At 68.8% G+C, this 21,474-nt stretch carries 17 protein-coding genes; 15 read left to right on the top strand and 2 right to left on the bottom strand.

Annotated elements, in window-relative coordinates; all coding sequences use genetic code 11:
* The first annotated feature begins 273 nt into the window (after positions 1-273).
* A complete protein-coding gene (locus DLJ59_RS18590; RefSeq protein WP_208648754.1) occupies positions 274-1,131 on the top strand; it encodes a maleylpyruvate isomerase family mycothiol-dependent enzyme in 858 nt (285 codons plus the stop codon).
* 40 nt (positions 1,132-1,171) lie between these two features.
* Here the strand turns inward: DLJ59_RS18590 and DLJ59_RS18585 are convergent, their stop codons facing one another.
* A complete protein-coding gene (locus tag DLJ59_RS18585; RefSeq protein ID WP_124773903.1) occupies positions 1,172-2,107 on the bottom strand; it encodes a hypothetical protein in 936 nt (311 codons plus the stop codon).
* 419 nt (positions 2,108-2,526) lie between these two features.
* On the opposite strand from DLJ59_RS18585, the gene DLJ59_RS18580 reads away from it, so the two are divergent.
* From DLJ59_RS18580 to DLJ59_RS18520, 13 genes are all read left to right on the top strand, one after another.
* Entirely contained in the window at positions 2,527-3,006 is a 480-nt protein-coding gene (locus DLJ59_RS18580) for a hypothetical protein (protein ID WP_244236103.1), read from the top strand.
* Positions 3,007-3,010: 4 nt separating this feature from the next.
* A complete protein-coding gene (locus tag DLJ59_RS18575) occupies positions 3,011-3,559 on the top strand; it encodes a copper resistance CopC family protein (RefSeq protein ID WP_124773901.1) in 549 nt (182 codons plus the stop codon).
* Between the two features lie 262 nt (positions 3,560-3,821).
* Complete coding sequence (locus DLJ59_RS18570) at positions 3,822-4,814, top strand: DUF1702 family protein (RefSeq protein WP_124773900.1); 993 nt, start codon at positions 3,822-3,824, stop codon at positions 4,812-4,814.
* Positions 4,811-10,567, top strand: coding sequence for a type I polyketide synthase (locus DLJ59_RS18565; RefSeq protein WP_124773899.1), 5,757 nt, complete (start codon positions 4,811-4,813; stop codon positions 10,565-10,567). Before DLJ59_RS18570 ends, DLJ59_RS18565 begins: the two co-directional genes overlap by 4 nt.
* A 3-nt stretch (positions 10,568-10,570) precedes the next feature.
* Positions 10,571-10,993 (top strand): acyl-CoA thioesterase, encoded by a 423-nt coding sequence (locus DLJ59_RS18560; RefSeq protein ID WP_124773898.1) that lies wholly within the window; start codon positions 10,571-10,573, stop codon positions 10,991-10,993.
* Positions 10,986-11,567 carry a flavin reductase family protein gene (locus DLJ59_RS18555; RefSeq protein WP_124773897.1) on the top strand — a complete coding sequence of 194 codons (582 nt, stop codon included), beginning with the start codon at positions 10,986-10,988 and terminating at the stop codon, positions 11,565-11,567. The genes DLJ59_RS18560 and DLJ59_RS18555 overlap by 8 nt, the downstream gene beginning before the upstream one ends.
* Before the next feature lie 245 nt (positions 11,568-11,812).
* Positions 11,813-13,774 (top strand): CRTAC1 family protein, encoded by a 1,962-nt coding sequence (locus tag DLJ59_RS18550; RefSeq protein ID WP_124773896.1) that lies wholly within the window; start codon positions 11,813-11,815, stop codon positions 13,772-13,774.
* A 197-nt stretch (positions 13,775-13,971) separates the two neighbouring features.
* A complete protein-coding gene (locus DLJ59_RS18545) occupies positions 13,972-14,817 on the top strand; it encodes an enediyne biosynthesis protein (protein WP_425271438.1) in 846 nt (281 codons plus the stop codon).
* Between the two features lie 3 nt (positions 14,818-14,820).
* Positions 14,821-15,615, top strand: coding sequence for a 4'-phosphopantetheinyl transferase family protein (locus tag DLJ59_RS18540; RefSeq protein WP_124773894.1), 795 nt, complete (start codon positions 14,821-14,823; stop codon positions 15,613-15,615).
* A gap of 252 nt (positions 15,616-15,867) precedes the next feature.
* Positions 15,868-16,314, top strand: a complete 447-nt coding sequence (locus DLJ59_RS18535) for an SCP2 sterol-binding domain-containing protein (protein ID WP_124773893.1) — start codon at positions 15,868-15,870, stop codon at positions 16,312-16,314.
* 46 nt (positions 16,315-16,360) lie between these two features.
* Positions 16,361-16,891: a DUF5987 family protein gene (locus tag DLJ59_RS18530; RefSeq protein WP_124773918.1), complete on the top strand. Its 531-nt coding sequence runs from the start codon at positions 16,361-16,363 to the stop codon at positions 16,889-16,891.
* On the top strand, positions 16,888-18,555 hold the full coding sequence (locus DLJ59_RS18525; protein WP_124773892.1) for a GMC family oxidoreductase N-terminal domain-containing protein: 1,668 nt from the start codon (positions 16,888-16,890) through the stop codon (positions 18,553-18,555). Before DLJ59_RS18530 ends, DLJ59_RS18525 begins: the two co-directional genes overlap by 4 nt.
* Positions 18,556-18,579: 24 nt before the next feature.
* Positions 18,580-19,377 carry a TIGR03084 family metal-binding protein gene (locus DLJ59_RS18520; protein ID WP_425271437.1) on the top strand — a complete coding sequence of 266 codons (798 nt, stop codon included), beginning with the start codon at positions 18,580-18,582 and terminating at the stop codon, positions 19,375-19,377.
* Between the two features lie 163 nt (positions 19,378-19,540).
* On the opposite strand, the gene DLJ59_RS18515 is transcribed toward DLJ59_RS18520, so the two are convergent.
* A complete protein-coding gene (locus DLJ59_RS18515; protein WP_124773891.1) occupies positions 19,541-20,338 on the bottom strand; it encodes a helix-turn-helix domain-containing protein in 798 nt (265 codons plus the stop codon).
* Between the two features lie 390 nt (positions 20,339-20,728).
* Between DLJ59_RS18515 and DLJ59_RS18510 the strand changes: the two genes are divergently transcribed.
* Complete coding sequence (locus tag DLJ59_RS18510) at positions 20,729-21,415, top strand: DUF899 domain-containing protein (RefSeq protein ID WP_208648753.1); 687 nt, start codon at positions 20,729-20,731, stop codon at positions 21,413-21,415.
* The last annotated feature ends 59 nt before the right edge of the window (positions 21,416-21,474 follow it).

Here is a 21,474-nt window from a genome sequence, read left to right as displayed (position 1 = left end):
CGGCGTAGCGGCGGCGCTGGATCAGGCCACCGCCGTGGGGTCGTTGTCGGCGGGGGTGCCGACTACGGGTGTCGGTGCGGACCCTCGTCGACCGGCGTCGGCGTCGAACTCGGTCATGCCGCCAGCCTCGCACCGCCTGCGGAAGCGTCCATCTCGTGTGTTGCCGACCGGGACGGACGCGTCCCATGGGTCCGTCTCGTCCCGTTCTACAGATGCCGGAACCGCGCACGCTGGGGGATCCGCCGCCGCGCGATCCGATGTGAGAGTGGGGCGGTGACGAAGAACGCCCGTGATCGCTGGCCCGATGTCCGAGTCGCCGTGCACCAGGCGACCCAGCGCTTCACCGCGCTGGTCAGATCATGCGCGACGCCGACGCGAACCATGGCCACCAAGGAATGGACCGTGTCGGATTCGACCGTGCACGTGATGTCCATCGCGATGCTCTACGTCTCGCTGGTCGACCCGGACGCCAATTCCGTGCCGGTGCCCGGCCTCGACAGCGCCCTGCAACGGACGACCGTGGACACCGTATCGTCACTCAACGTGCTCGTCCTACGCCACCTGACCGAGCGTGACGCCGACGTGTTGTGCCGAGAGCTGTCGGCCGCCGTCGACCACCTGCTCCGTGCCACTGCGCAGAGCGATCCGGGCAGCACCGTGCGCTGGCTGGGCGGTGCGTCGGTCACCGTCGCGGGTCTGCTCGCCCATCTGACGAACGAGCTCTTCATCCACGGCTGGGACATCGCCCGTGCGACCGGCCAGCCGTGGCCCATGCCGCAGGCCGACGCGGCACTGTTCTTCGACCTGTTCTTCCTCGACATGGTGCGGCACGACCACGGCGTCCTCATCGACACCGGTGCGCGACAGCCCGCAGGTCGAATCGCGGTGGCGTTCCGTTCGGCGTACACGGCGCAGACGACGACCGTCCTGGAAAACGGCCGACTGACCGTCGCTCCGCCTGGCACCGCACCGGACGCGCGCATCACCTACCGCCCCGCGCGTTTCAACCTCATGCTGTTCGGGCGCATCGGAATGCTCTCGGCGGTGCTGCACCGCGACGTGATCATCGGCGGGCCCCGGCCGTGGCTGCTGCCCGGTTTTCTCCGGGTCGTCCACATGCCCAACTCGTAAGTCGTCCCCCGCGACGCTTCGCCGGCTCGCGTTCACCGTGTCAGCGGTTGTACGGCATCGTGGGAAACCATCCGTGGCCGAACATCGCGGGCAGCCGGACGTCCCAGTAGACGAACGTGAAGACGCCCAGGGCGATCAGCAGTGCGCCCGTCACCGCGATGGTACGGGCCGGACTGTTGGACAGCCAGTAGATGGCACGTCCCCGGCTGAGCAGCACGACCAAACCGAACAGGGCCGTCACGATGACGATGTTGCCCAGTGACTGAAGGATGAAGGCCCCGGCGCCGTACAGCGGGTTGCCACTGTCGACGGCCCAGTGGAACAGCTTGTTGAACAACGGATACGGGCGCCCGATGAGGAAGGCGCCGACGAGCGCGCCGAGGGTGACCACGCGGGCGACCGGGCGTCGCGCGAACGGGTCGGGCAGGACTCCGAGAGCGGCAAGCCCGAGATAGACGAAGATCAGACCCACGAGCCCGAAGACCACCATCGACTGCCAGAGGCGTACGGGTATGCCGCCGGCCGTTGCGGTCGACAGCTGGGGCAGCCGGTCACCGATGAGCACTCCGACGAAGCCGTAGACCCCGGAGACCGTCACCATGCCGAGGGTCAGCCACCCGACTGGCTTCAGCATGGCGCGCAGACCCCGGCGGGTGGAGGAGCCGGCACTGGCCTGGCTCATCGGTCCGATGGACGCCGCCATGGCGATGTTGCAGGCGGTCAAGGTCCCGGCCAGACCGGAGACGAACGCGAACGCGAAACCGGCCAGGGTGCCGCCGATGGCGGTGGCCTTGGCGTCGTGGCCGAGCAGGGTGTTGGCGACGGTGTCGCCGATGACGTGGTCGACCAGCTCGAACGACCAGAGGATGGCCAGGAGCACGCCGGCCACGATGCTGCCGACGATGATCCGGCCCTGGTGAGCGGGCCTGCTGTCTGGCGGCGTGGTGATTATCTGTTCTCGACCGTAGAGAGTCATGCGAGTCATTGTCGGGGTGAATTCGGCGGCTCGGCTGTTCCAGATTGCTCCTCCTGGATACAGGCCCGCAATCTGGAAGAAAATCCAGCCGCAGAGCGTACGCGATGGCGGGCTATGTGGCGATTATGCACACTCGGTCCAGTCTTGCGTGCCCGCGATCGCGGGTGCGGGTGCAGGCTGCGCAAGCTGGTCGATGATGCACCAATGAGACTTATGATGGACAATGCGACGGTCCTTGCCGCCCCCAACTCAGCAATGCACGAGATGGGCCACGCCCGGTACGATCCCATCGTGGAATCGGCGCCGTCGGGTGCCTTCAAAATGGTGCGGAGGGGCTTGTGGCCACGATCACGAGAAACAGCCAGCGCTCAGTCAGCTGGGCCAACGGGGCAGGGCATCGACTTGTTCTCGGTGTGTTCATGTTCATTGTGCTGGCCCACTGGGCCGAGCACCTGGTGCAGGCCGCTCAGATCTGGGCCTTCAACCAGCCACGACCGCAGGCGCGGGGCGTTCTCGGCCAGTTCTACCCGTGGCTGGTCTCGTCGGAGATCCTGCACTACGCCTACGCGATCGTCATGCTGGTCGGCCTGTTCGCCTTGCGCGACGGGTTCGCCGGCCGCGCCAGGACCTGGTGGACCGTGGCGCTGGCCATCCAGTTCTGGCACCACATCGAGCACCTGCTGCTGCTGATCCAGGCGCAGACGCACCACTTCCTGTTCGGCGCCGCGGTGCCGACCAGCATCCTGCAGCACTTCTATCCCCGCGTGGAGCTGCACCTCTTCTACAACACCGTCGTTTTCATCCCGATGGTGGTCGCCATGTACTTCCACCTGCGACCCAAGGATGCCGAGCGGGAGTTGACCGCCTGCACGTGTGCCCGCGAGCTGGTCAAGGTCTGACGTCATGAACCGACGCACCCGGTGGGGACGGCTGGTCGGGGCAGCCGGGGCGGTTGTCGTCGTCGCGATCGGCGTGTTGATATTCGCCGGTGGTCGGGAGGCCGCCCTGGGGCCGGTCTTCCCGGCCAACGGCGCGGCCCTGCGCGAGCCGCCCCGCCAGGTGTCACTCACCTTCGACGCGGCCGTGCGGCCCGAGCAGATCCACATTGGGGTCTCGGACGGCAGCGGCCACCTGGTGTCCTCGGGTGCGCCCGTGGTGGACGGTACGGCGATCAACAAGCCGGTGACCATCCAGGCCGACGGCGACTACGTGCTGGCCTATCACGTGGTTCTCGAGAATGGCCGTACCTTCACCGGCACCAACCGGTTCCGGGTCTCCTCGTCGCTCGCGTCCCCGGCGGCGGCGCCCGCCGACGCGGCACCGTCGGCCACGGGCGGCCACGATCATTTCGGCAGCGATCCGCTCAGCGTCGGGCTCACCGTCGTCGCCGGAGGATTTGTCATCGCTCTGCTGGTCATGCTCATTCACCGGCCCCAGCCCCGTCGGTCCTGAGGCGTCGGTCCGTCCCCTGGCCGCCGTGCCGCTGGGTACCGACGATGACCGGCCGCATTGTGGAAACTGGTCCGGATGCGACACCGCATCCGGACCGGTTTCGTTCTTCCGGGCCACCGTCTGAAATCGTCTGGGGCCTTTTCTGTTGATCCCTGGGCAATTCCAAAGAAGACAGGTTGTCGACGCCTTGCCAGGCTCAGGGAGATGGCGAGGCGTATAAAGCTTCCCAATGTCGAACTAGCGGCACAGGAGTAGCCCACCGATGAACGCTCTTCGAGTGATTCGCCGCAGGATAATGACACCCAACCGATCCGCCACCAGGATGGATGTCCGCGGATTCCACGTCAAGAGCCCCGAGGCGCGTACTCTGCTGGAGACCGTCGGTGGCACTTTCCTTGACGGCTATGGAATTGCCGCCGAAGCACGGACACCGGCCGCGGCCGAGGCGCCGTTGGCGACCGTACCCATGCGGTTCCGTGGTTTCGCCCACGAGGGCGCTGCCATGGCCTTCGCCGTCCGCGACGGCCTGCGCCCCGGTGGACGCAACGTCGAACGCTTCCTGGCCGGCGCCGGCGCCGACCACATCTACATGGCGTACGTCGGCGTCGGATGGGCGATGGCACGGCTGCCCCGGATCCGGTGGTCGACGCTGCACTCACCCGACCCGTTGCTGCGATGGCTGGTGCTCGACGGCTACGGGTTCCACCAGGCGTATTTCCGCACCGAGCGCTACGTCCACGACCTGTACGAGGACAGCTCGCTGCCGTGGCGTGACACGGCCGCCAGGGACTACGCGTCCCGCGCCATCGATCAGGGCATCGGCCGGGCCCTGTGGTTCATCGGCGGCACCGACGTCGACGTCGTGACCGGCCTGGTCGAACGCTTTCCGCACCGTCGGTGGCCCGACCTTTACAGCGGGATCGGGCTCGCCGCCACCTACGCCGGCGGTGCCACCGAGGCCGACCTGACCGCGTTGTGGGATTACGCCGAGGACTACCGGCCGCAGCTGGCCCAGGGGGCTGCGTTCGCGGCCGGCGCTCGTGCCACTGCCAACCTGATCTGCCCGCACAACGAGGTGGCCACCCGGATCTTCTGCGGTCAGTCGGTGGCGCTGGCGCAGAAGGTCACCGATGAGGCGAAGGTGGACCTTCCGGGCGACGACCAGGTACCGGCGTTCGAGGTCTGGCGCCAACGGATCTCGGACGCCTTTGCTCGTTCCGGACACTACGCACTAACCGCCACGGAGCAAAAATGACCCGGATCGCTATTGTCGGCATGGCCTGCCGTTACCCCGATGCCAACAGTCCCCGCGAGTTGTGGGAGAACGCGGTAGCCGGGCGGCGCGCGTTCCGCCAACTCCCGTCAGAGCGGATGAACCTCGACGACTACTGGTCGGCCGACCCGGACGAACCCGACAAATTCTACTCCCGGATGGCTGCGGTCATCGAGGGTTACGAGTTCGACCGGCTGGCCTTCAAGGTCGCGGGTAGCACGTACCGGTCTACCGACCTGACCCACTGGCTCGCTCTGGACGTCGCGTCGCAGGCGCTGGCCGACGCTGGTTTCCCCGGTGGTGAGGGCCTGCCCCGCCAGCGCACAGCCGTTGTCGTCGGCAACAGCCTCACCGGTGAGTTCTCGCGTGCCAGTCAGATGCGGCTGCGGTGGCCGTTCGTCCGGCGTACGGTCGCCGCCGCGCTGCAGCGCGAGGGCTGGGACGACGACCGGCTCGGCACCTTCATCGCGAAGTTGGAGGGCGTCTACAAGGCACCCTTCCCCGAGGTGGACGAGGACACTCTCGCTGGCGGCCTGTCGAACACGATCGCGGGTCGCATCTGCAACTACTTCGACCTCAACGGCGGTGGCTTCACCGTCGACGGCGCCTGCTCCTCGTCACTGCTGGCGCTGGCGACCGCCTGCAACAACCTGGTCGACGGTGTGGTGGACGTGGCCGTGGCCGGCGGGGTCGACCTGTCGATCGATCCGTTCGAGATGATCGGTTTCGCCAAGACGGGGGCGTTGGCCCGGGGCGAGATGAAGGTCTACGACCGTGGCGCGAACGGCTTCTGGCCCGGTGAGGGCTGCGGCATGGTCGTCCTCATGCGCGAAGAGGACGCCCTGCGCAGCAGCCAGCGGGTGATTGCCACCGTGGCCGGCTGGGGCATGTCCTCCGACGGCAAGGGTGGCATGACCCGGCCCGAATTCAGCGGCTACCAACTGGCGATGCAGCGTGCGTACGAGCGGGCCGGGTTCGGGGTGGAGACGGTGAGCCTGTTCGAGGGCCACGGCACCGGCACCTCGGTCGGCGACGCGACCGAGCTGCGAGCGTTGTCCGAGGCACGCCGGGCTGCCGGGGCCACCGGGACGCCGGCCGTGGTCGGCTCGGTCAAGGCGATGATCGGCCACACCAAGGCGGCTGCCGGCGTGGCCGGTCTGATCAGGGCGGCGATGGCCGTGCACCACCAGGTCCTGCCGCCGGCCCTGGGCTGCGGTGATCCCCACGACCTGCTGACCGCACCGGACGCGACGCTCCGGGTGCTGCGTCAGGCCGAGCCGTGGCCGGCCACCGGACCGGTCCGTGCCGGTGTGACCGCCATGGGGTTCGGTGGCATCAACACCCACGTGGTGTTGGAGAACACCAAGCGGCGTAACGGATTCGATGTCCGGACCCGGGCCATCGCCACGGCCATCCAGGACCACGAGCTGCTGCTGGTCGACGCGGCGTCGGCCACCGAGCTGGCGGGTCGGCTGCGGGAGCTGGTCGACTTCGTGCCGGTGATCTCGTACGCCCAGCTCGGCGACCTGGCCGCGAGCCTGCACCAGCGGTTGCGTGACCTACCCTTCCGTGCGGCTGTGGTGGCCAGCTCGCCCGCCGATGCCGTCAGCCGGCTACGCAGCCTGCTGGAGAAGGTCGAGGCCGGTGAGACGACCAGCTTCAGCGCCGACGGACGGACGCTGCTCGGCCACTTCGCCAAGCGCGGACAGATCGGCTTCCTGTTCCCCGGTCAGGGATCCGGCCAGGGAACCAGCGGCGGCGCGATGCGACGCCGTTTCGCGGAAGCGGACGCGGTGTACGCCAAGGCCGCCCTACCCGTCAGCCGCGACACCGTGGCCACCGAGGTCGCGCAACCGCGGATCGTCACCGGCTCGATCGCCGGCCTGCGGGTCCTGGCTTCGCTCGGGCTGCACGGCACGGTCGCCCTCGGCCACAGCCTCGGCGAGCTCTCGGCCCTGCACTGGGCCGGGGCACTGGACGAGGATGCGCTGCTGCGCCTCGCCGCCCAGCGAGGTCAGGCCATGGGTGAGCACGGCATGACCGGCACGATGGCCAGGATCAGCGCTCCGGCGGTGGAGATCGACCAGATCATCGACGGTTCGGACGTCGTCATCGCCGCCTACAACGGCCCGCAGCAGACGGTCATCGCCGGGCGGGTCGAGGCCGTCGAAGCGGCCTGTGACCGCGCCCGGGCCGCTGGATTCGACGCGGGCCGGCTGCCCGTGTCGCACGCGTTCCACTCGCCGTTGGTCGCGAAGGCGGCCGGGGTGTTCGGGGCGGCGCTCGACGGCCAGGCCTGGGCGCCGCTGACCGGTCGGGTGATGTCCTCGGTGACCGGTGAGCTGCTGCCGGCCGACGCGAACCTCACCGGGTTGCTGCGCAACCAGATGACCGATCCGGTGCTGTTCCAGCAGGCTCTCGCCCTGGTCGGCAAGGAGGTCGACCTTTTGATCGAGGTCGGTCCCGGTCGCGTGCTCACGGGACTCGCCGCGGCGGCCGATCTGCGCGCGGTGGCCCTGGACACCGACGACGAGTCGCTGAGCGGCGTGCTGCGGGTGGTCGGGGCGGCGTTCGTGGTCGGTGCGGCCGAGGTCGACCCGAGCCTGTTCCACGGTCGGCTGCTCAAGCCGTTGGAGGTCGGCGCACCACAGTCGTTCTTCGCCAACCCGTGCGAGGCGGCCCCGTCGCTCGACATCGACATTCCCAGCCAACCGATCGGACCGGCGCCGTCGGTCCAGGCCCAGGCGGACGTGTCGAGGCCGGCAGTCAGCGACGACCCTGCGGGTTCGAGCCTGGAGCTGCTGCGGCGGCTGGCCGCCGAACGGGCCGAGCTGCCGCTGGAGCTGGTGCGTCCGGACAGCCGGTTGCTCGACGACCTGCACCTGAGCTCCATCACCGTCGGTCAGATCGTCAACCAGGTCGCGACCCAGCTCGGGGTCCCGGCCGGGCAGACGCCGCCCAACTTCGCCACCTCGACGGTGCGGGAGCTCGCGGACGCCTACGAGGCACTGGCTCGCAACGCCGAGCCCTTCGACGCGGGCGCGCCGGTGGCGCCCACCGGGGCGGCGCCCTGGGTCCGCCCATGGTCGGTCGACCTGGACGTCACGCCGATGCCGCCCCCGGCGGCCAAGGACACCAACGGTGAGTGGCAGGTCTTCGCGCCGGCCGGTCACCCGTTCGCCCGGGATCTGAGCGCCGTCCTGGCCACGGCCGGGGTGGGCGCGGGCGTGCTGGTCTGCCTGCCACCGGATTGCACCGAGCAGGACCTCGAACTGGCCCTGAGCGGGGCCAAAGTGGTCCTGGCCGGGCCGTCGAACCGGCGGTTCGTCCTGGTCCAGCACGGCCGGGGCGCGGCGGGACTGGCCAAGACGCTGCACCTGGAGTCGCCGCAGACCCGGGTCACCGTGGTTCATCTGGCCGACGCCGATCAGGCGGTGGGGCGGGTCACGGCGGAGACCGCCGTGACGGAGACCTTCGCAGAGGTGTTCTACGACGCGGACGGGACCAGGCGGACCCCGCGACTTCGGGTGCTGCCCTTCGAACCGGCCCGATCCGTCCCGGCCCTCGCGGCACAGGACGTGCTGCTCGTCACCGGGGGCGGCAAGGGCATCACGGCCGAGTGCGCCCTGGCCATGGCCCAGGACAGCGGGGCCAAGCTCGCACTGCTGGGACGATCCGACCCGGCCCACGACGCCGAGCTGTCGGCCAACCTCCAGCGGATGGCGCAGGCCGGCATCACCGTCGAGTACGTGCGGGCCGATGTCACCGACGCCCAGTCGGTCACCCGTGCGGTGGCCACCCTGACCGCAACGCTCGGCCCGGTCACCGCGGTGCTGCACGGCGCCGGCCGCAACGAGCCGGCATCGCTGCTCACACTGGAGCCGGAAACCGTCGCCCGTACGCTCGAGCCGAAGGTCGGTGGCCTGCGTGCCGTGCTGGCCGCCGTCGACCCGCAACAGGTGCGACTGCTGGTCACCCTGGGCAGCATCATCGGCCGTGCCGGGCTGCCCGGCGAGGCCCACTACGCCACGGCGAACGAGTGGCTGGACGACGCCACCTCCGAGTTCGGCCGGCGGAACCCGCACTGCCGCACGCTCTGCCTGGAGTGGTCGGTGTGGTCGGGCGTCGGCATGGGCGAACGGCTGGACGTGGTCGAGAAGCTCGACCGCGATGGGGTGAGCGCCATCCCGCCGGAGCAGGGGATCGCCGTGCTCCGGCGACTGCTGGCCGACCCGGACAGCCCGAACACCGTGGTGATCAGCGGCCGGACCCATGGCATCGACACGATGCGCTACGAAGCGCCGGAGCTGCCACTGCTGCGCTTCGTCGACCGCCCGTTGGTGCGCTACCACGGGGTCGAGCTGATCTGCGAGGTCGAGATCAGCTCGGGCACCGACCTCTACCTGGCCGATCACCTGCTCGACGGCAACCAGCTCTTCCCGGCGGTGTTCGGCATGGAAGCCATGGCTCAGGTCGCGGCGGCCGTCACCGGTGCGGTCAACGCACCGGTCGTCGACAATGCCGAGTTCCTCCGGCCGATCGTCGTGCCGGTGCACGGCAGCACCCGGATCCGGATCGCGGCCGTCGTCACCGGTCCGGACACCGTCGAGGTCGCGTTGCACAGCGAGGAGACCGGGTTCAACGCCGATCACTTCCGGGCCCGGTTGAGCTTCACGCCGACGAGCCCGACGGCTGGCGCTCCCGAGCAGATCGAGCCCGGTCTGCCCGAGGTTCCGCTGGACCCGGCGGCCGACCTCTACGGCCCGGTCCTGTTCCAGGGCCGTCGGTTCCAGCGCCTGCGGACGTACCATCTGGCCGCGGCGCGCGAGGTGGACGCCACCGTGGCGGCGGACGCGTCGACCGACTGGTTCGCGTCCTACCTGCCGTCCACCCTGCTGCTCGGCGATCCGGGTGTGCGGGACGCGATGATGCACGGCAACCAGGTCTGCGTACCCGACGCGACGTTGCTGCCACAGGGAATCGAGCGGATCGTGCCGGCGGGTGCGGCCATGTTCGACGCCGACTCGCTCCGGTTCCGGGCCACCGAACGCTCGCGGGACGGGGACACCTACGTCTACGACATCGCGTTGCGCGACGCGGCCGGCACCGTGGTCGAGCGGTGGGAAGGCCTGCGGCTGCGCGCCGTACGCAAGCAGGACGGCTCGGGGCCCTGGCACCCGGTCCTGCTCGGTTGCTACCTGGAGCGGGCGATGCAGGACGTGCTGGGGTCGGCGGTCGCGGTCGTGGTCGAACCCGCGCCGGCCGGGCCGGCCCAGTCGATCACCACGGTCGCGGTCGGTCGGGCCCTGGGTGCGCCGGTCAAGGTCCGCTACGGCAAGGACGGCCAACCTCGGGTCGCCGGGGGACGGCACGTCTCGGTCAGTTCGGCGGCCGGCCTTGCCCTGTCCGTCGCTGCTTCGGACCGGGTCGGCTGCGCGCTCACACCGGTGACCCGCCGGACCGCGCAGGAGTGGGCCGATCACCTCGGCTCACACGCGGAGGTGGCACACCTGGTCGTCCAGGCCGTCGGGGAACCGCTCGACGCCGCGGCGAGCCGGGTCCAGGCCGCCCTGGACTGCCTGCCCGATGCCGGTGAGTGGCGTCTGATCGCGACCGAACCGATCGGTTGGGTCGTGCTCGGGTGCGGTGACCGGCGGGTCGCCACCTTTGTCACCCGGATGTCCGGAGGGCAGGACAAGGTTGCCCTGGCCATTCTCAGCGGAGGGCGTGAATAGGCGATGAGCAAATACTACGAGTACCGCCACACCGTGGGGTTCGAGGAAACCAACATGGTCGGCAACGTCTATTACGTCAACTATCTGAGGTGGCAGGGCCGGTGCCGGGAGATGTTCCTCAAGGACCGGGCACCGGCGGTCCTCGAGGATCTTCAGCAGGATCTGAAGTTGTTCACCCTCCGGGTCGACTGCGAATTCTTCGCCGAGCTGGCCGCGTTCGACGAGTTGTGCATCCGCATGCGATTGACCGAGCTGGCACAGACCCAGGTGCAGTTCGGCTTCGACTACGTGCGGTTGGACGAGAGCGGGGAGACCCTCGTCGCCCGCGGTAGTCAACGAGTCGCCTGCATGCGGGGACCCAACACCCGGACGACTCCGGCCCGCGTGCCGGAGGCACTGGCCAAGGCCCTGCAGCCCTATGCCTAGACGGCCCGCGGAGGCGAATGTGGAAAAGCTCCAACCAGCTCAGGATGTGGTCCACGAGAGGGCGTCGCTGCGCCGTGTGTTCGGCGCCTTCGCTACCGGTGTCACCGTGGTGACAGTGGGTGGAGAAGTTGCTCACGGCATGACTGCCAACTCCTTCACCGCTGTCTCCCTCGACCCCCCGCTGATTCTGGTCTGTGTCGGGCGGGACGCCCTCATGCACGAGGTCATGGAGCAGCAGCCCGCGTTCGCGGTGTCTATCCTGGCCGCTGACCAGACCCAGCTGGCGCGGTACTTCGCCGACAAGCGGCGGCCGGTCGGCCGGGACCAGTTCAACGCGGTGTCGTGGTCTTCAGGGGCACACAGCGGTGCGCCCCTCATCGACGGGTCGCTGGCCCATCTCGAATGCGAACTGGAGCAACGCCACGAGGCGGGCGACCACACGATCTATGTCGGTCGGGTGCTGTCATTGTGGCGTCGCCCCGGTGATGACGCACTGCTGTTCCTCAACGGCCAGTTCCTGCGTACCGACGACCAGCCGGAGCCGGCCCAGCCGGGGTCGACCGACGCCGCATAGGACGGATCTTCACGCCCGGGCGGCCGTAGCTGCCGGGTTGTTCGGAACAACTGTCTCGTCCACGGATCGCGCGGACCCGGCTCGGCCGTCCTGGTGGCCCGCCGGGTCTTCGCGCGTCCGTCCCCCAACCATTGCGCATGTCACGAGAAGACGTGCCGCGGCGCAGAAATCAGGATTTCTTCGGCAGGCATTGCTGCCGCCGTTCGGCGTCGGGTGACGCCATTCCGTCGAGATGAGAGGATCCAATGCGATCCAGCCCAGTCGCGGTGGTCCGCAGACTCGCCCCAGCGCTATTTGTTCTCGTCCTGGCCAGCACGCTGTTCGTGGTGGCCCAGCGGCCCTCGATCTCCGCGGCCCATGAGGCCGCCCTGGCCTCGCAGTACCGATTCACGGAAGTCCCGATCGCTCTGCCGGCCAACCTGCCGCAGAAGTCCGTCCGGGTGGTCAACCCGCGGTACAAGCACATTCGGTCGTGGATCTCGTCGGTCGGCGCCGCCATCTCCGTCAACGACCTGGACGGTCGTGGTGTGGCCAACGACCTGTGCCTGGTCGACACGCGCTCCGACGCGGCCATCGTCACCCCGGCCCCGGTCGGTGGCGACTCCTACCCGCCGTTCGTGCTGGATCCGGCCCCACTGCCGATGAGTGACGTCATCGCACCGATGGGCTGTGTCCCGGGCGACTACAACGGTGACGGCTGGAACGACCTGCTGGTCTACTACTGGGGTCGTACCCCCGTGGTGTTCCTGCACCGCGGCCAACCGGGCCTGCTGACCCTGGCCAGCTACCAGCCCACCGAACTGATCGCGCCGTCGACCGGGCCCGGTGGCACCTACCAGGGCAAGCAGTGGAACACCAACGCCGTGGCGGTCGCGGACTTCGACGGAGACGGGCACCCCGACATCGGAGTGTTCAACTACTTCCCGGAAAGCGGCGTGCTGGACCCGCACGGGCAGCCCAACGTCCAGATGAACCACTCCATGTCGCGGGCCACCAACGCCGGTGGCGCGCATATTCTGCGCTTTACCGGGGCGACCGCGACGTCCGTCTCCTTCGAGGAGGAGCCGGCCCTCAACCCGCGCTTCGCCTCCGGCTGGACGCTGGGCGCCAGCTCGGCCGATCTGGACGGCGACCTGCTCCCCGAGCTCTACCTCGCCAACGACTTCGGCCAGGACCGGATGTTCCACAACCGGTCGACGCCGGGCGACATCAAGTTCGAGCTGGTGGAGGGCGAGCGGGACGCGCTCACGCCGAAGTCCCTGGTCGTCGGCCACGACTCGTTCAAGGGCATGTCCATCGAGTTCGGCGACCTGAACGGCAACGGCCAGTTCGACGCGTTCGTCAGCAACATCACCACCGCGTGGGGTCTGGAGGAGAGCAACCTGGTCTGGATCAACACCGAGAGCAGCGCGGCGGGGGCGAAGGCGAAACTGGACAAGGGCATCGCGCCGTTCCGCAACGAGGCCGGCGACCTTGACATGGCCTGGACCGGCTGGGGTTGGGATTCCAAGATGGCCGACTTCAACAACAGCGGTCACCTGGCCGTGGTGCAGGCCTGCGGGTTCGTGAAGGGCACCATCAACCGGTTCAACTGGTTGCAGGAACTGGCCATGAGCAACGACCTGTTGCTGGAGAACCCCGACATGTGGCCCAAGGCCGAGCCGGGTGACGACATCGCCGGGCACGAGCCCATGGCGTTCTGGGTACGCGACGGCAGCGGCCGCTACGTGAACGTCAGCGCCAAGCTGGGCCTGGACGTACCGATCCCGACCCGGGGTGTGGCGGTCGCCGACACCGACGGCGACGGCGGGCAGGAGTTCGCCATCGCCCGCCAGTGGGGCCCACCGGCCTTCTACCGCAACGACAGTGCCGGTCGTGGGGACTACCTGGGCCTGCGCCTCCACCGGCCAGCCAGCGGCGGCGCCGCGGGCGGACCGGTCGGCACCCCGGCGTACGGCGCCAAGGTCCTGGTGACCACCGCCGACGGCAAACGGCAGATCGCCCAGCTCGACGGTGGCGGCGGCCACTCCGGCAAGCGGAGCTTCGATGTGTTCTTCGGTCTCGGCGACCAGGGCTCGCAGCCCGTGTCGGCCGAGATCAGCTGGCGGGACGTGAACGGGACCGCCCATGTGCAGACGGTTGACCTGGCCGCTGGCTGGCACGACCTGATGCTGACCGACCAGGTCAAGGAGGTAGCAGCGAAATGACGGCGACGGACAGCGTCGCGACCAGTGACGGACGCGGCCCGAATCACCTCTCCAGCACCACGACCCTCCCGCCGCCAGCCAAGGACGTGCCGGTGCCGCCGGCGCTGAAGGCTGCGGCGGACCGGCAGGCCACCAAGCCACCACGGGTGGACCGCCGCGACCCGCGCTACCTGGCGCTCCGCAACTTCGCCATCTCCATGAGCATCTTCAACATCCTGGGCTACACGGTCCTCGGGTTCGAGCAGCCATGGGCCTGGCCGTTCTTCGCGCTGGCCATCGGCCTGGGCCTGGAGATCGTGATCGCGTTGATCGCGGCCTGGGCCACCCGGAGCACACCCGCCTTCGCCGGACACGGAGCCTGGGGGGTCTTCACCTTCCTCCTACCGGCCTACATCACCACGCTCGCGGTCAACATGCTGCTCTACGCGAACGACCGGTTCTGGCCGATCGCCCTCGCGGTGGTGATCGGTGTCGGCCAGAAGGCGGTGCTCGTCGCGCCGATCAAGGGGCGGATGCGGCACTTCATGAATCCGTCGAACTTCGGCATCACGATGTGCCTTCTCCTGTTCACCTGGGTCAACATCGCCCCGCCCTACCACTTCACCGAACACGTGCCCGATGTCTTCCGGATCATCATCCCGGTCGTCCTGCTGACCGCCGGTACGGTGCTGAACGCCGTACTGACGAAGAAGGTGCCGCTGATCCTGGGCTGGGTCGGCACGTTCGTCATCCAGGCCCTGGTGCGGCACTGGGTCTGGGACGTCTCCCTGTGGGCCGCGCTGGTGCCGATGACCGGTGTGGCGTTCCTGCTCTACACCAACTACATGGTGACCGACCCCGGCACCACCCCGACCAGGCCGCTTCACCAGTTCATGTTCGGCATGAGTGTCGGTCTCGTGTACGGCGTGCTGATGCAGTTCAACATCGTGTACACCCTCTTCTTCGCGACCACTCTCGTGTGCCTGGGTCGGGGTGCGTTCTGGTGGCTGAAGTGGTGGCGCGAACGCGGCCAGAAGACGGTCGCCGCCGCGCCGGCGGGCTGACGCGTGAGCGCCGCGGTCTCGGGCGTCGCGACGGACGGGGCGGTCGACGCCATCGACTGTCACGTGTGGTGGATGGACGCGACGGATGCTCCCGACTGGTGCGAGGAACTGCTCAGCGAACCGGAACGGGCCCGCGCCGACTCCTTCCGACAGGTTCCGGGACGACGACGGTTCGCGGCCGCCACCGCTCTGCTCAAGGTCGCCGTGGCGGGATCGGTGGGCTGCGATCCCTTCGACGTGAAGCTGCGGCGGGAGTGCCCGGACTGCCGACGGCTGCACGGGCGCCCCGAGGTGGTGGGTGGCACACCGAACGTCTCCCTGTCGCACAGCGCCGACCTGTTGGCGGTCGCGCTGTGTGCGGACGGGCCGGTCGGGGTGGACGTGGAGCAGGTGAACCCGGATGTCGACATGGACGGCATGCTGCGATTCGTGTTCGGTGACGCCGAGCGTGGCTTCTTCGACGAGATCCGCGGCAGGCAGGCCCGACTCGAGGCGTTCTTCCAGTGCTGGACCCGCAAGGAGTCGGTGCTGAAGGCGACCGGTGACGGGCTGCGGATCCCGATGTCGAACGTGACGTTGGAGGCATCAGACGGGCACGTACGACTGGCCGGCTTCACCAACCGTCCGGAGCTGGTCGAGGCGACACAGATCGTCGATCTGCAATCCGGACCGGGATACGTCGGGGCGGTCACGGTGTTGTCGACCCGGCCCGTACGGGTCTGGCAGCTGGACGGGGCCGACGCGTTCACCGCCGCGGCCGAGCTCGTCCGCGACCGGTCACGGATCGCAGTGCGATAGGGCGGTATTCCCTTTCCTTCGTACGAGACACGAGTGCCGGGCGCCCAGGCGTCCGGCACTCGTTGTCGTCCCCGCCGATACGTCAGCGGTGTCCGCCGCTCGGAACACACGGCCACTGATCACCGATCAGGTGCCGCGCTGCCGGCGAACGGCACGGGGGAAGAGGGCCGAGGGTGGCCAGCGGTGCCATGGTCAAGGACATCCGCGTGGCCCGCATTGCCGGAAACCGTTACGCGACAGGAGATTCGACGGATGAGCCCAGTCGACACGAGCCCTCTTCAGGACCGGCTCGAGTTTGCCCGACAGGTCAAGGCCGCCTCCAACGGCGAGCTGTTGGCACTGATGCAGTCACCACGCCGTGCCTCGATCGTGCACGACATCCTCCAGGACCTGCCCGCGGTCTTCCGGGCCGACCGGGCCGGCGGCCTCGAGGCGGTGGTGCACTGGAAGGTGACCGGGCGTTCTGACGGCGGCACCGACACGCTGGAACTGGTCATCAGGCAGGGAACGCTGACGGCGTCCCTGGAACCGACCCACCCGCCCCGTCTGACGCTGACCCTCGGGCCGGTCGACTTCCTGAGGATGGTCACCGGCAACGCAAACCCCAAGATCCTCTTCCTGCGGGGCCGCATGAAGGCCCGCGGCGATCTGGGCCTCACCACGCGATTCCCGACCCTGTTCGACACGCCGCGGCCGTAAAGGAAGGTATGTGGACACAAACGATGGCCTGACGGCCGACCAGGTGATGACCCTGGAGGCGTACGCCGACACCATCATTCCCGGCGAAAAGCGTGATCCGACCGATCGGGCCGTCGCCGGCGAGGTGAGCGGGGGAGGCGCGGTCGCCTCCGGCGCCGTGGAGCTGATGCTCACCCCGGAGGGCGGCCTGGCCGGCACGCTGGACAGCCTGGCCGAAGGGCTTAACGAGCACGCGCGCCACTACACCGCCCGGATCGGCCTCGACCCGGACCCCACGGTGCCGCCCTTCGTGGCGCTGGCATTCGCCGACCGGGTCGCCCTCGCCCAGGAGCTGCTGGCGCCGGGCCACCCGGAGCAGGAGCTGTGGGTCGCGTTGGCCATGTTCAGCGCCATGGCCTGGGACACCGGGGCCCACATGAGTACGTCCGACGCCCTGGCGTCGGGCCATCCAGGGTTGACCTCGATGGGTTTCATGCCGCCCGAGTCGGACGGCGTCTGGCGCTTCCCGAGGTTCTCCTATGGCCGCGCCCTCGCCGCGATCCACCCGCGGACGACCCCGAGAGGAGATCCGCAGTGACAGCCCACGATCGAACCGATGTCCTGGTCATCGGCAGCGGCTTCGGCGGTGCGATTCCCGCGTACCACCTGGCGGCCGGCGGCGCCTCGGTCGTCGTTCTCGAACGAGGCCCGTGGCTGACCGCCGACGAGTTCGACCACGACTTCAAGTTCGGTTCGTCGTCCACCCGGGTGTTCGAGTTCACGATGGGCGAGGGGATGAACGTGCTGGGCGGCAACTGCGTCGGCGGCGGCAGCGTCGTCTACTTCGCGGCCATGCCCCGCGCCCCGCAGTTCGTCTTCGAGCGCGAGGGCAGCCTCGGCCACCGGATGTGGCCGAAGTCCATCACCCGGGAATCACTGGAGCCCTGGTACGACCGGGTCGCCCAGGCCCTGCCCATCACCCAGAGCACCTGGGACGACGTCACGTACGCCGGCGGTGTGTTCGCCGCAGCCTGCGACCATGCCGGCCGCACGGCCAACCCGGTCGCGGCGGCGATCGACACGGACCTGTGCACCAACTGCAACTGGATGATGTCGGGCTGCAAGTTCGACGCGAAGCGGTCGCTTCTGCTCAACTACCTGCCGGCGGCGCTCGACCACGGTGCCCAGATCCGACCTCTGCACGAGGTGCAACGCATCGAGCGGTCGCCCGAGGGCGACTTCCTGGTCCACTACACGGTGGTCGATCCGGTCGACTACCGCGTACAGGTCGACGCCGGAGTCATCGAGGCGAAGATCGTGGTGGTCGCAGCCGGTGCGGCCGCGACGCCGGTCATCCTGCAACGGTCCGAGGAGAATCTCGGGGCGATGCCACCCGCGGTCGGGCGCTACTTCTCCGGCAATGGTGAGCGGCTCAACACGGCCATCCTCAACGAAGACCGGGTTCGCGACGTCCTCGGCCTGGATCGGGGCGACGGCCTGGCCTACGCGGCCAACCAGATCGGTCGAGGCCCGTCCGCCGCCAGCTGGGACCGCCTCGACGGCGCGTTGCCGGAGTTCAGTCGCTACTCCCTGGAACAGCTGTACTTCCCACCGGGGTTCGGCACGATCCTCGCGCAGGCGCCCGACGCCGAGGGGCCGAGCTGGTTCGGGGTCGACAAGAAGGAGATCCTGCGGCGTTGGCAGTCATGGCTGACCATCTTCATCATGTCGGAGGACGACAACGAAGGAGTCTTCGGTCCTCCTCCGGAGACCGGCAACGCCGAACGCATCTCCATGCAGATGCTCAGTCGGGGCAGTCTGCGGTACGAACCCAGCGCCAACACCCGGCACGGGTGGGCTCTGGCCGACGCGGACATCCGCGACATCCTGGAGCGCGACGGCCTGGCCCGGGTGATGCCCTGGACCAACGAGGTCATCGGGGCGTACACCGTTCATCCGCTGGCGTCGTGCCGGATGGGTGACGACCCCGAGACCTCGGCTCTGGACGACACGAACGAGCTGCGCGACCACCCCGGAATCTTCGTGACCGACGGCTCGGCCGTTCCCGGTGCGTTGACGGTCAACCCCGCGTTCACCATCGCCGCGATCGCCGAGCGCGCCGTGCCGAACATCGTCCGGGCCGCCCAGGCCCGCGGCGTCGACGTGCGCTACCTCGGGTCACTGCCGGCGACGGCCCGGGTCAGTCGTAAGGCACCGGTCACGGTGACCGGCCCTGACGGCCAGCCCGTGACAGTCCCCTAGGTATAGGCGAATCAAGGAGGAAACGTGTCGGATCAGATGAATACCTACGATGATCTGATTGCTGACGGAGACGACATCGAGACGCTGGTGACCGGGTTGAGCCCGGCGCAGTGGTCCTTGGACACCCCGGCGCCGGGCTGGACCGTCAAGCACCAGATCGCCCACCTGGCCTTCGTGTCCCACCTGGCCGCCCTGTCGGCCAGCCAGCCGGAGGCCTTCGCCGACCACGTGGCCGACGCCAAGCGCGACTTCCAGGCGGCGGTGAACAACGCGCTGACCGCGTACCTGGCGCTGTCCACGGACTCGTTGGTGGACAAGTGGCGGCAGGAACGCAACGCCGCCGCCAAGGCGTTGGCCGCCGTCGAGCCCACGGCCACCGTGCCCTGGCTGGTCACGCCGTTGCCGCCGTCGGTGTTGGCCGCGGCCGGCATGATGGAGCTGTTCGGCCACGGCCAGGACATCGCCGACGCGCTCGGGCACACCCGCGAGTTGACCGACCGGATCGGCCACCTGGCCTGGTTCGGCTTCCGTACCCGCGATTTCGGGTACCACGCGCACGGGTTGACGCCGCCGACCGACGAGTTTCGGGTCGAGGTGACCGGCCCCTCGGGCGTGGTCTGGGAGTTCGGGCCGGCCGACGCGACCCAACGGGTGACCGGACCAGCCGTCGACTTCGCCCTGTTGGTCAGCCGCCGTCGACACCGCGACGACCTGTCCCTGATTGCGCAGGGCGAGGAAGCCGACCGCTGGCTCGACATCGCGCAGGCCTACCGCGGGCCGGCCGGGGCCGGTCGCCGACCCGGCCAGTTCGCCAAGCGGTAGTCACACCGAGGTCCGCCACCGCGAGCGCCTGGAGAGGGCTCGCGGAGGCGGACCTCGCTGCGTGTCCGCAGCACCGTGGTGCTTCGAGCCACCAGGTCGGCGGGCAGCGACCGCGTCAGGTGCTGTGGGCCTCCTGCGTGGCGACGGGTCCAGGCGCGTCGCGCTACCTGCCTCGGGATGCCAGCTCCGCGGTGCGGCTCGGCTCCGACCGCGCGGGACGGCCCAGGTTGTGGGCTTCCAGGTCGGGAATCGCGTAGAGGATGGGTAGGTCCGTCATCTGCTTCGGCCGCAGCGCGACGCCGACCATGCTCGTGGATCGGTCAGTCACAGTGACCGGATCAACGTCGCCCAGGAGCAGCGACCGCCGGGTCCAGGGTTCCGGGTCGACGCTGTCCGCCGTTGCCACAGCTCTGATGGACCACTGCCCGGGGGGCACGTCGGGCAGGCAGTAGCGCGCCTTGGTGCCGGCTTCCGCCTCGACGACGGTCCAGGACGCCGGTCGACGCTGGATGATCGGGGTGTCGAAGGCGCCGATGTAGACCCTGGCCCTGGCGTACCCGGTCGGTAGGGTGACGGTGCCGGTCACCGTGCCCGACTCGGGCAGCGAGCGCTTCTCCGGCTGGGGTGTACCGCGCATGCCCTCGGTCCACATCCGTCGGAATCGGCTCGGTGAAGCGCCGACGCTGTCGGTGAAGTGGTTCGTGAATGAGCCCAGGCTGTTGAAGCCGACGGCCAGGGATATGTCCGTGACGCTCAGCTTGGTGGTGGCCAGCAGACGTTTTGCCTGGTAGATGCGGACTGCCGAGAGGTACCTCCCGGGGGAGACGCGGGTAGCGGCCCGGAACACCCTGGAGAAATGAAACCGGCTGAGGATTGCGCTCTTCGCGATCTCGTCGAGCGACAAGGGCTCGCTGTAGCCCTCCCAGATGCGCGCTATGGCGGATGTGATAGCACTATTCATGCGGGGCCTCCGTGTTCGCAGCAACACGATCCGTTAGAACTCTGCACCGGGGAACTCGAGAGCCGGTGGGGCTCGGATGGGCCCGTGGTCGAGGCCGACTAGAGCCTGTGTCGACGTCGGAGACGCACCAACCGGAGGTCTACTGTGGACTCGCGGGGCTTGAATCCGGCATGCTGTAAGCCCTGCACACCGGCTGACTTCTGCCCAAGCGGCGCGCCCGGATCGACCCGACCCCTCAGGCACACGGCAACCTGCCGCCGGACCAGACGATCGCACGCCTCTCCCATGGGGCTCTGACGGGCAACGGCAGATCGGCGTCGGGGCGACGATGTGGGCAGCAGTCGAGGTTCGGCGCCTCTGATGGCCCCATCAACCGAAGAGGAGATGCTCATGGTGTTGCCGCAGGTGGTCTCCCGCGATCAATGGCTGACGGCCCGTAGAGAGCTCCTTGCCAGGGAGGAGCAGCTCTCCCCGCAGCATGCCGCGGTGTCCGCCGCTCGCCGTCGCCTGCCGATGGTACGGATCCAGAAGGACTACGTCTTCGACGGCGAACGCGGGCGGGTCACCCTGCCGGAGCTGTTCGAGGGCTGTCGTCAGCTGATCGTCTTCCACTTCATGTTCGATCCCGCCTGGGACGATGCGTGCCCGAGCTGTTCGGCATTCTCGGGAAGGCTCCACCCGGGGCTGCTCGCGGCAATGCGGGCGCGGGACACGGCGTTCGTCGCCGTATCCCGCGCGTCGCTGGCCAAGCTGAAGGCCAGCAGGGGCTGGCAGCGACGGCATTTCCCCTGGTATTCGTCATTTGGTAGTGATTTCAACTACGACTTCCACGTCACGTTGGACGAGCGGGTTGCCCCGGTGATGTACAACTTCGAGTCCAAGGAGGAGATCCTGGCGGCCGGTTCGCCGATCGAACTGGTCGTGAGCGAGATTCCGGTCGAGATCGTCGGCCTGAGTTGCTTCATCCAGGACAAGGGAAGCGTCTTCCACACCTACTCCACCTACGATCGCGGCGTCGAAGAGCTCAGCCAGGCCGACAGTCTGCTCGAGCTGACCGCCCTGGGCCGCCAGGCGTAACCGGCACCGGCCGAGCGCGTCGGCCACGGACCGGTCCCGCGCCGCGGCGGAACGACCTC

It is taken from the genome of Micromonospora inaquosa (genome assembly GCF_003857055.1).
GTDB lineage: Bacteria > Actinomycetota > Actinomycetes > Mycobacteriales > Micromonosporaceae > Micromonospora > Micromonospora inaquosa.
This window is presented reverse-complemented; position numbering and strand designations above follow the sequence as displayed.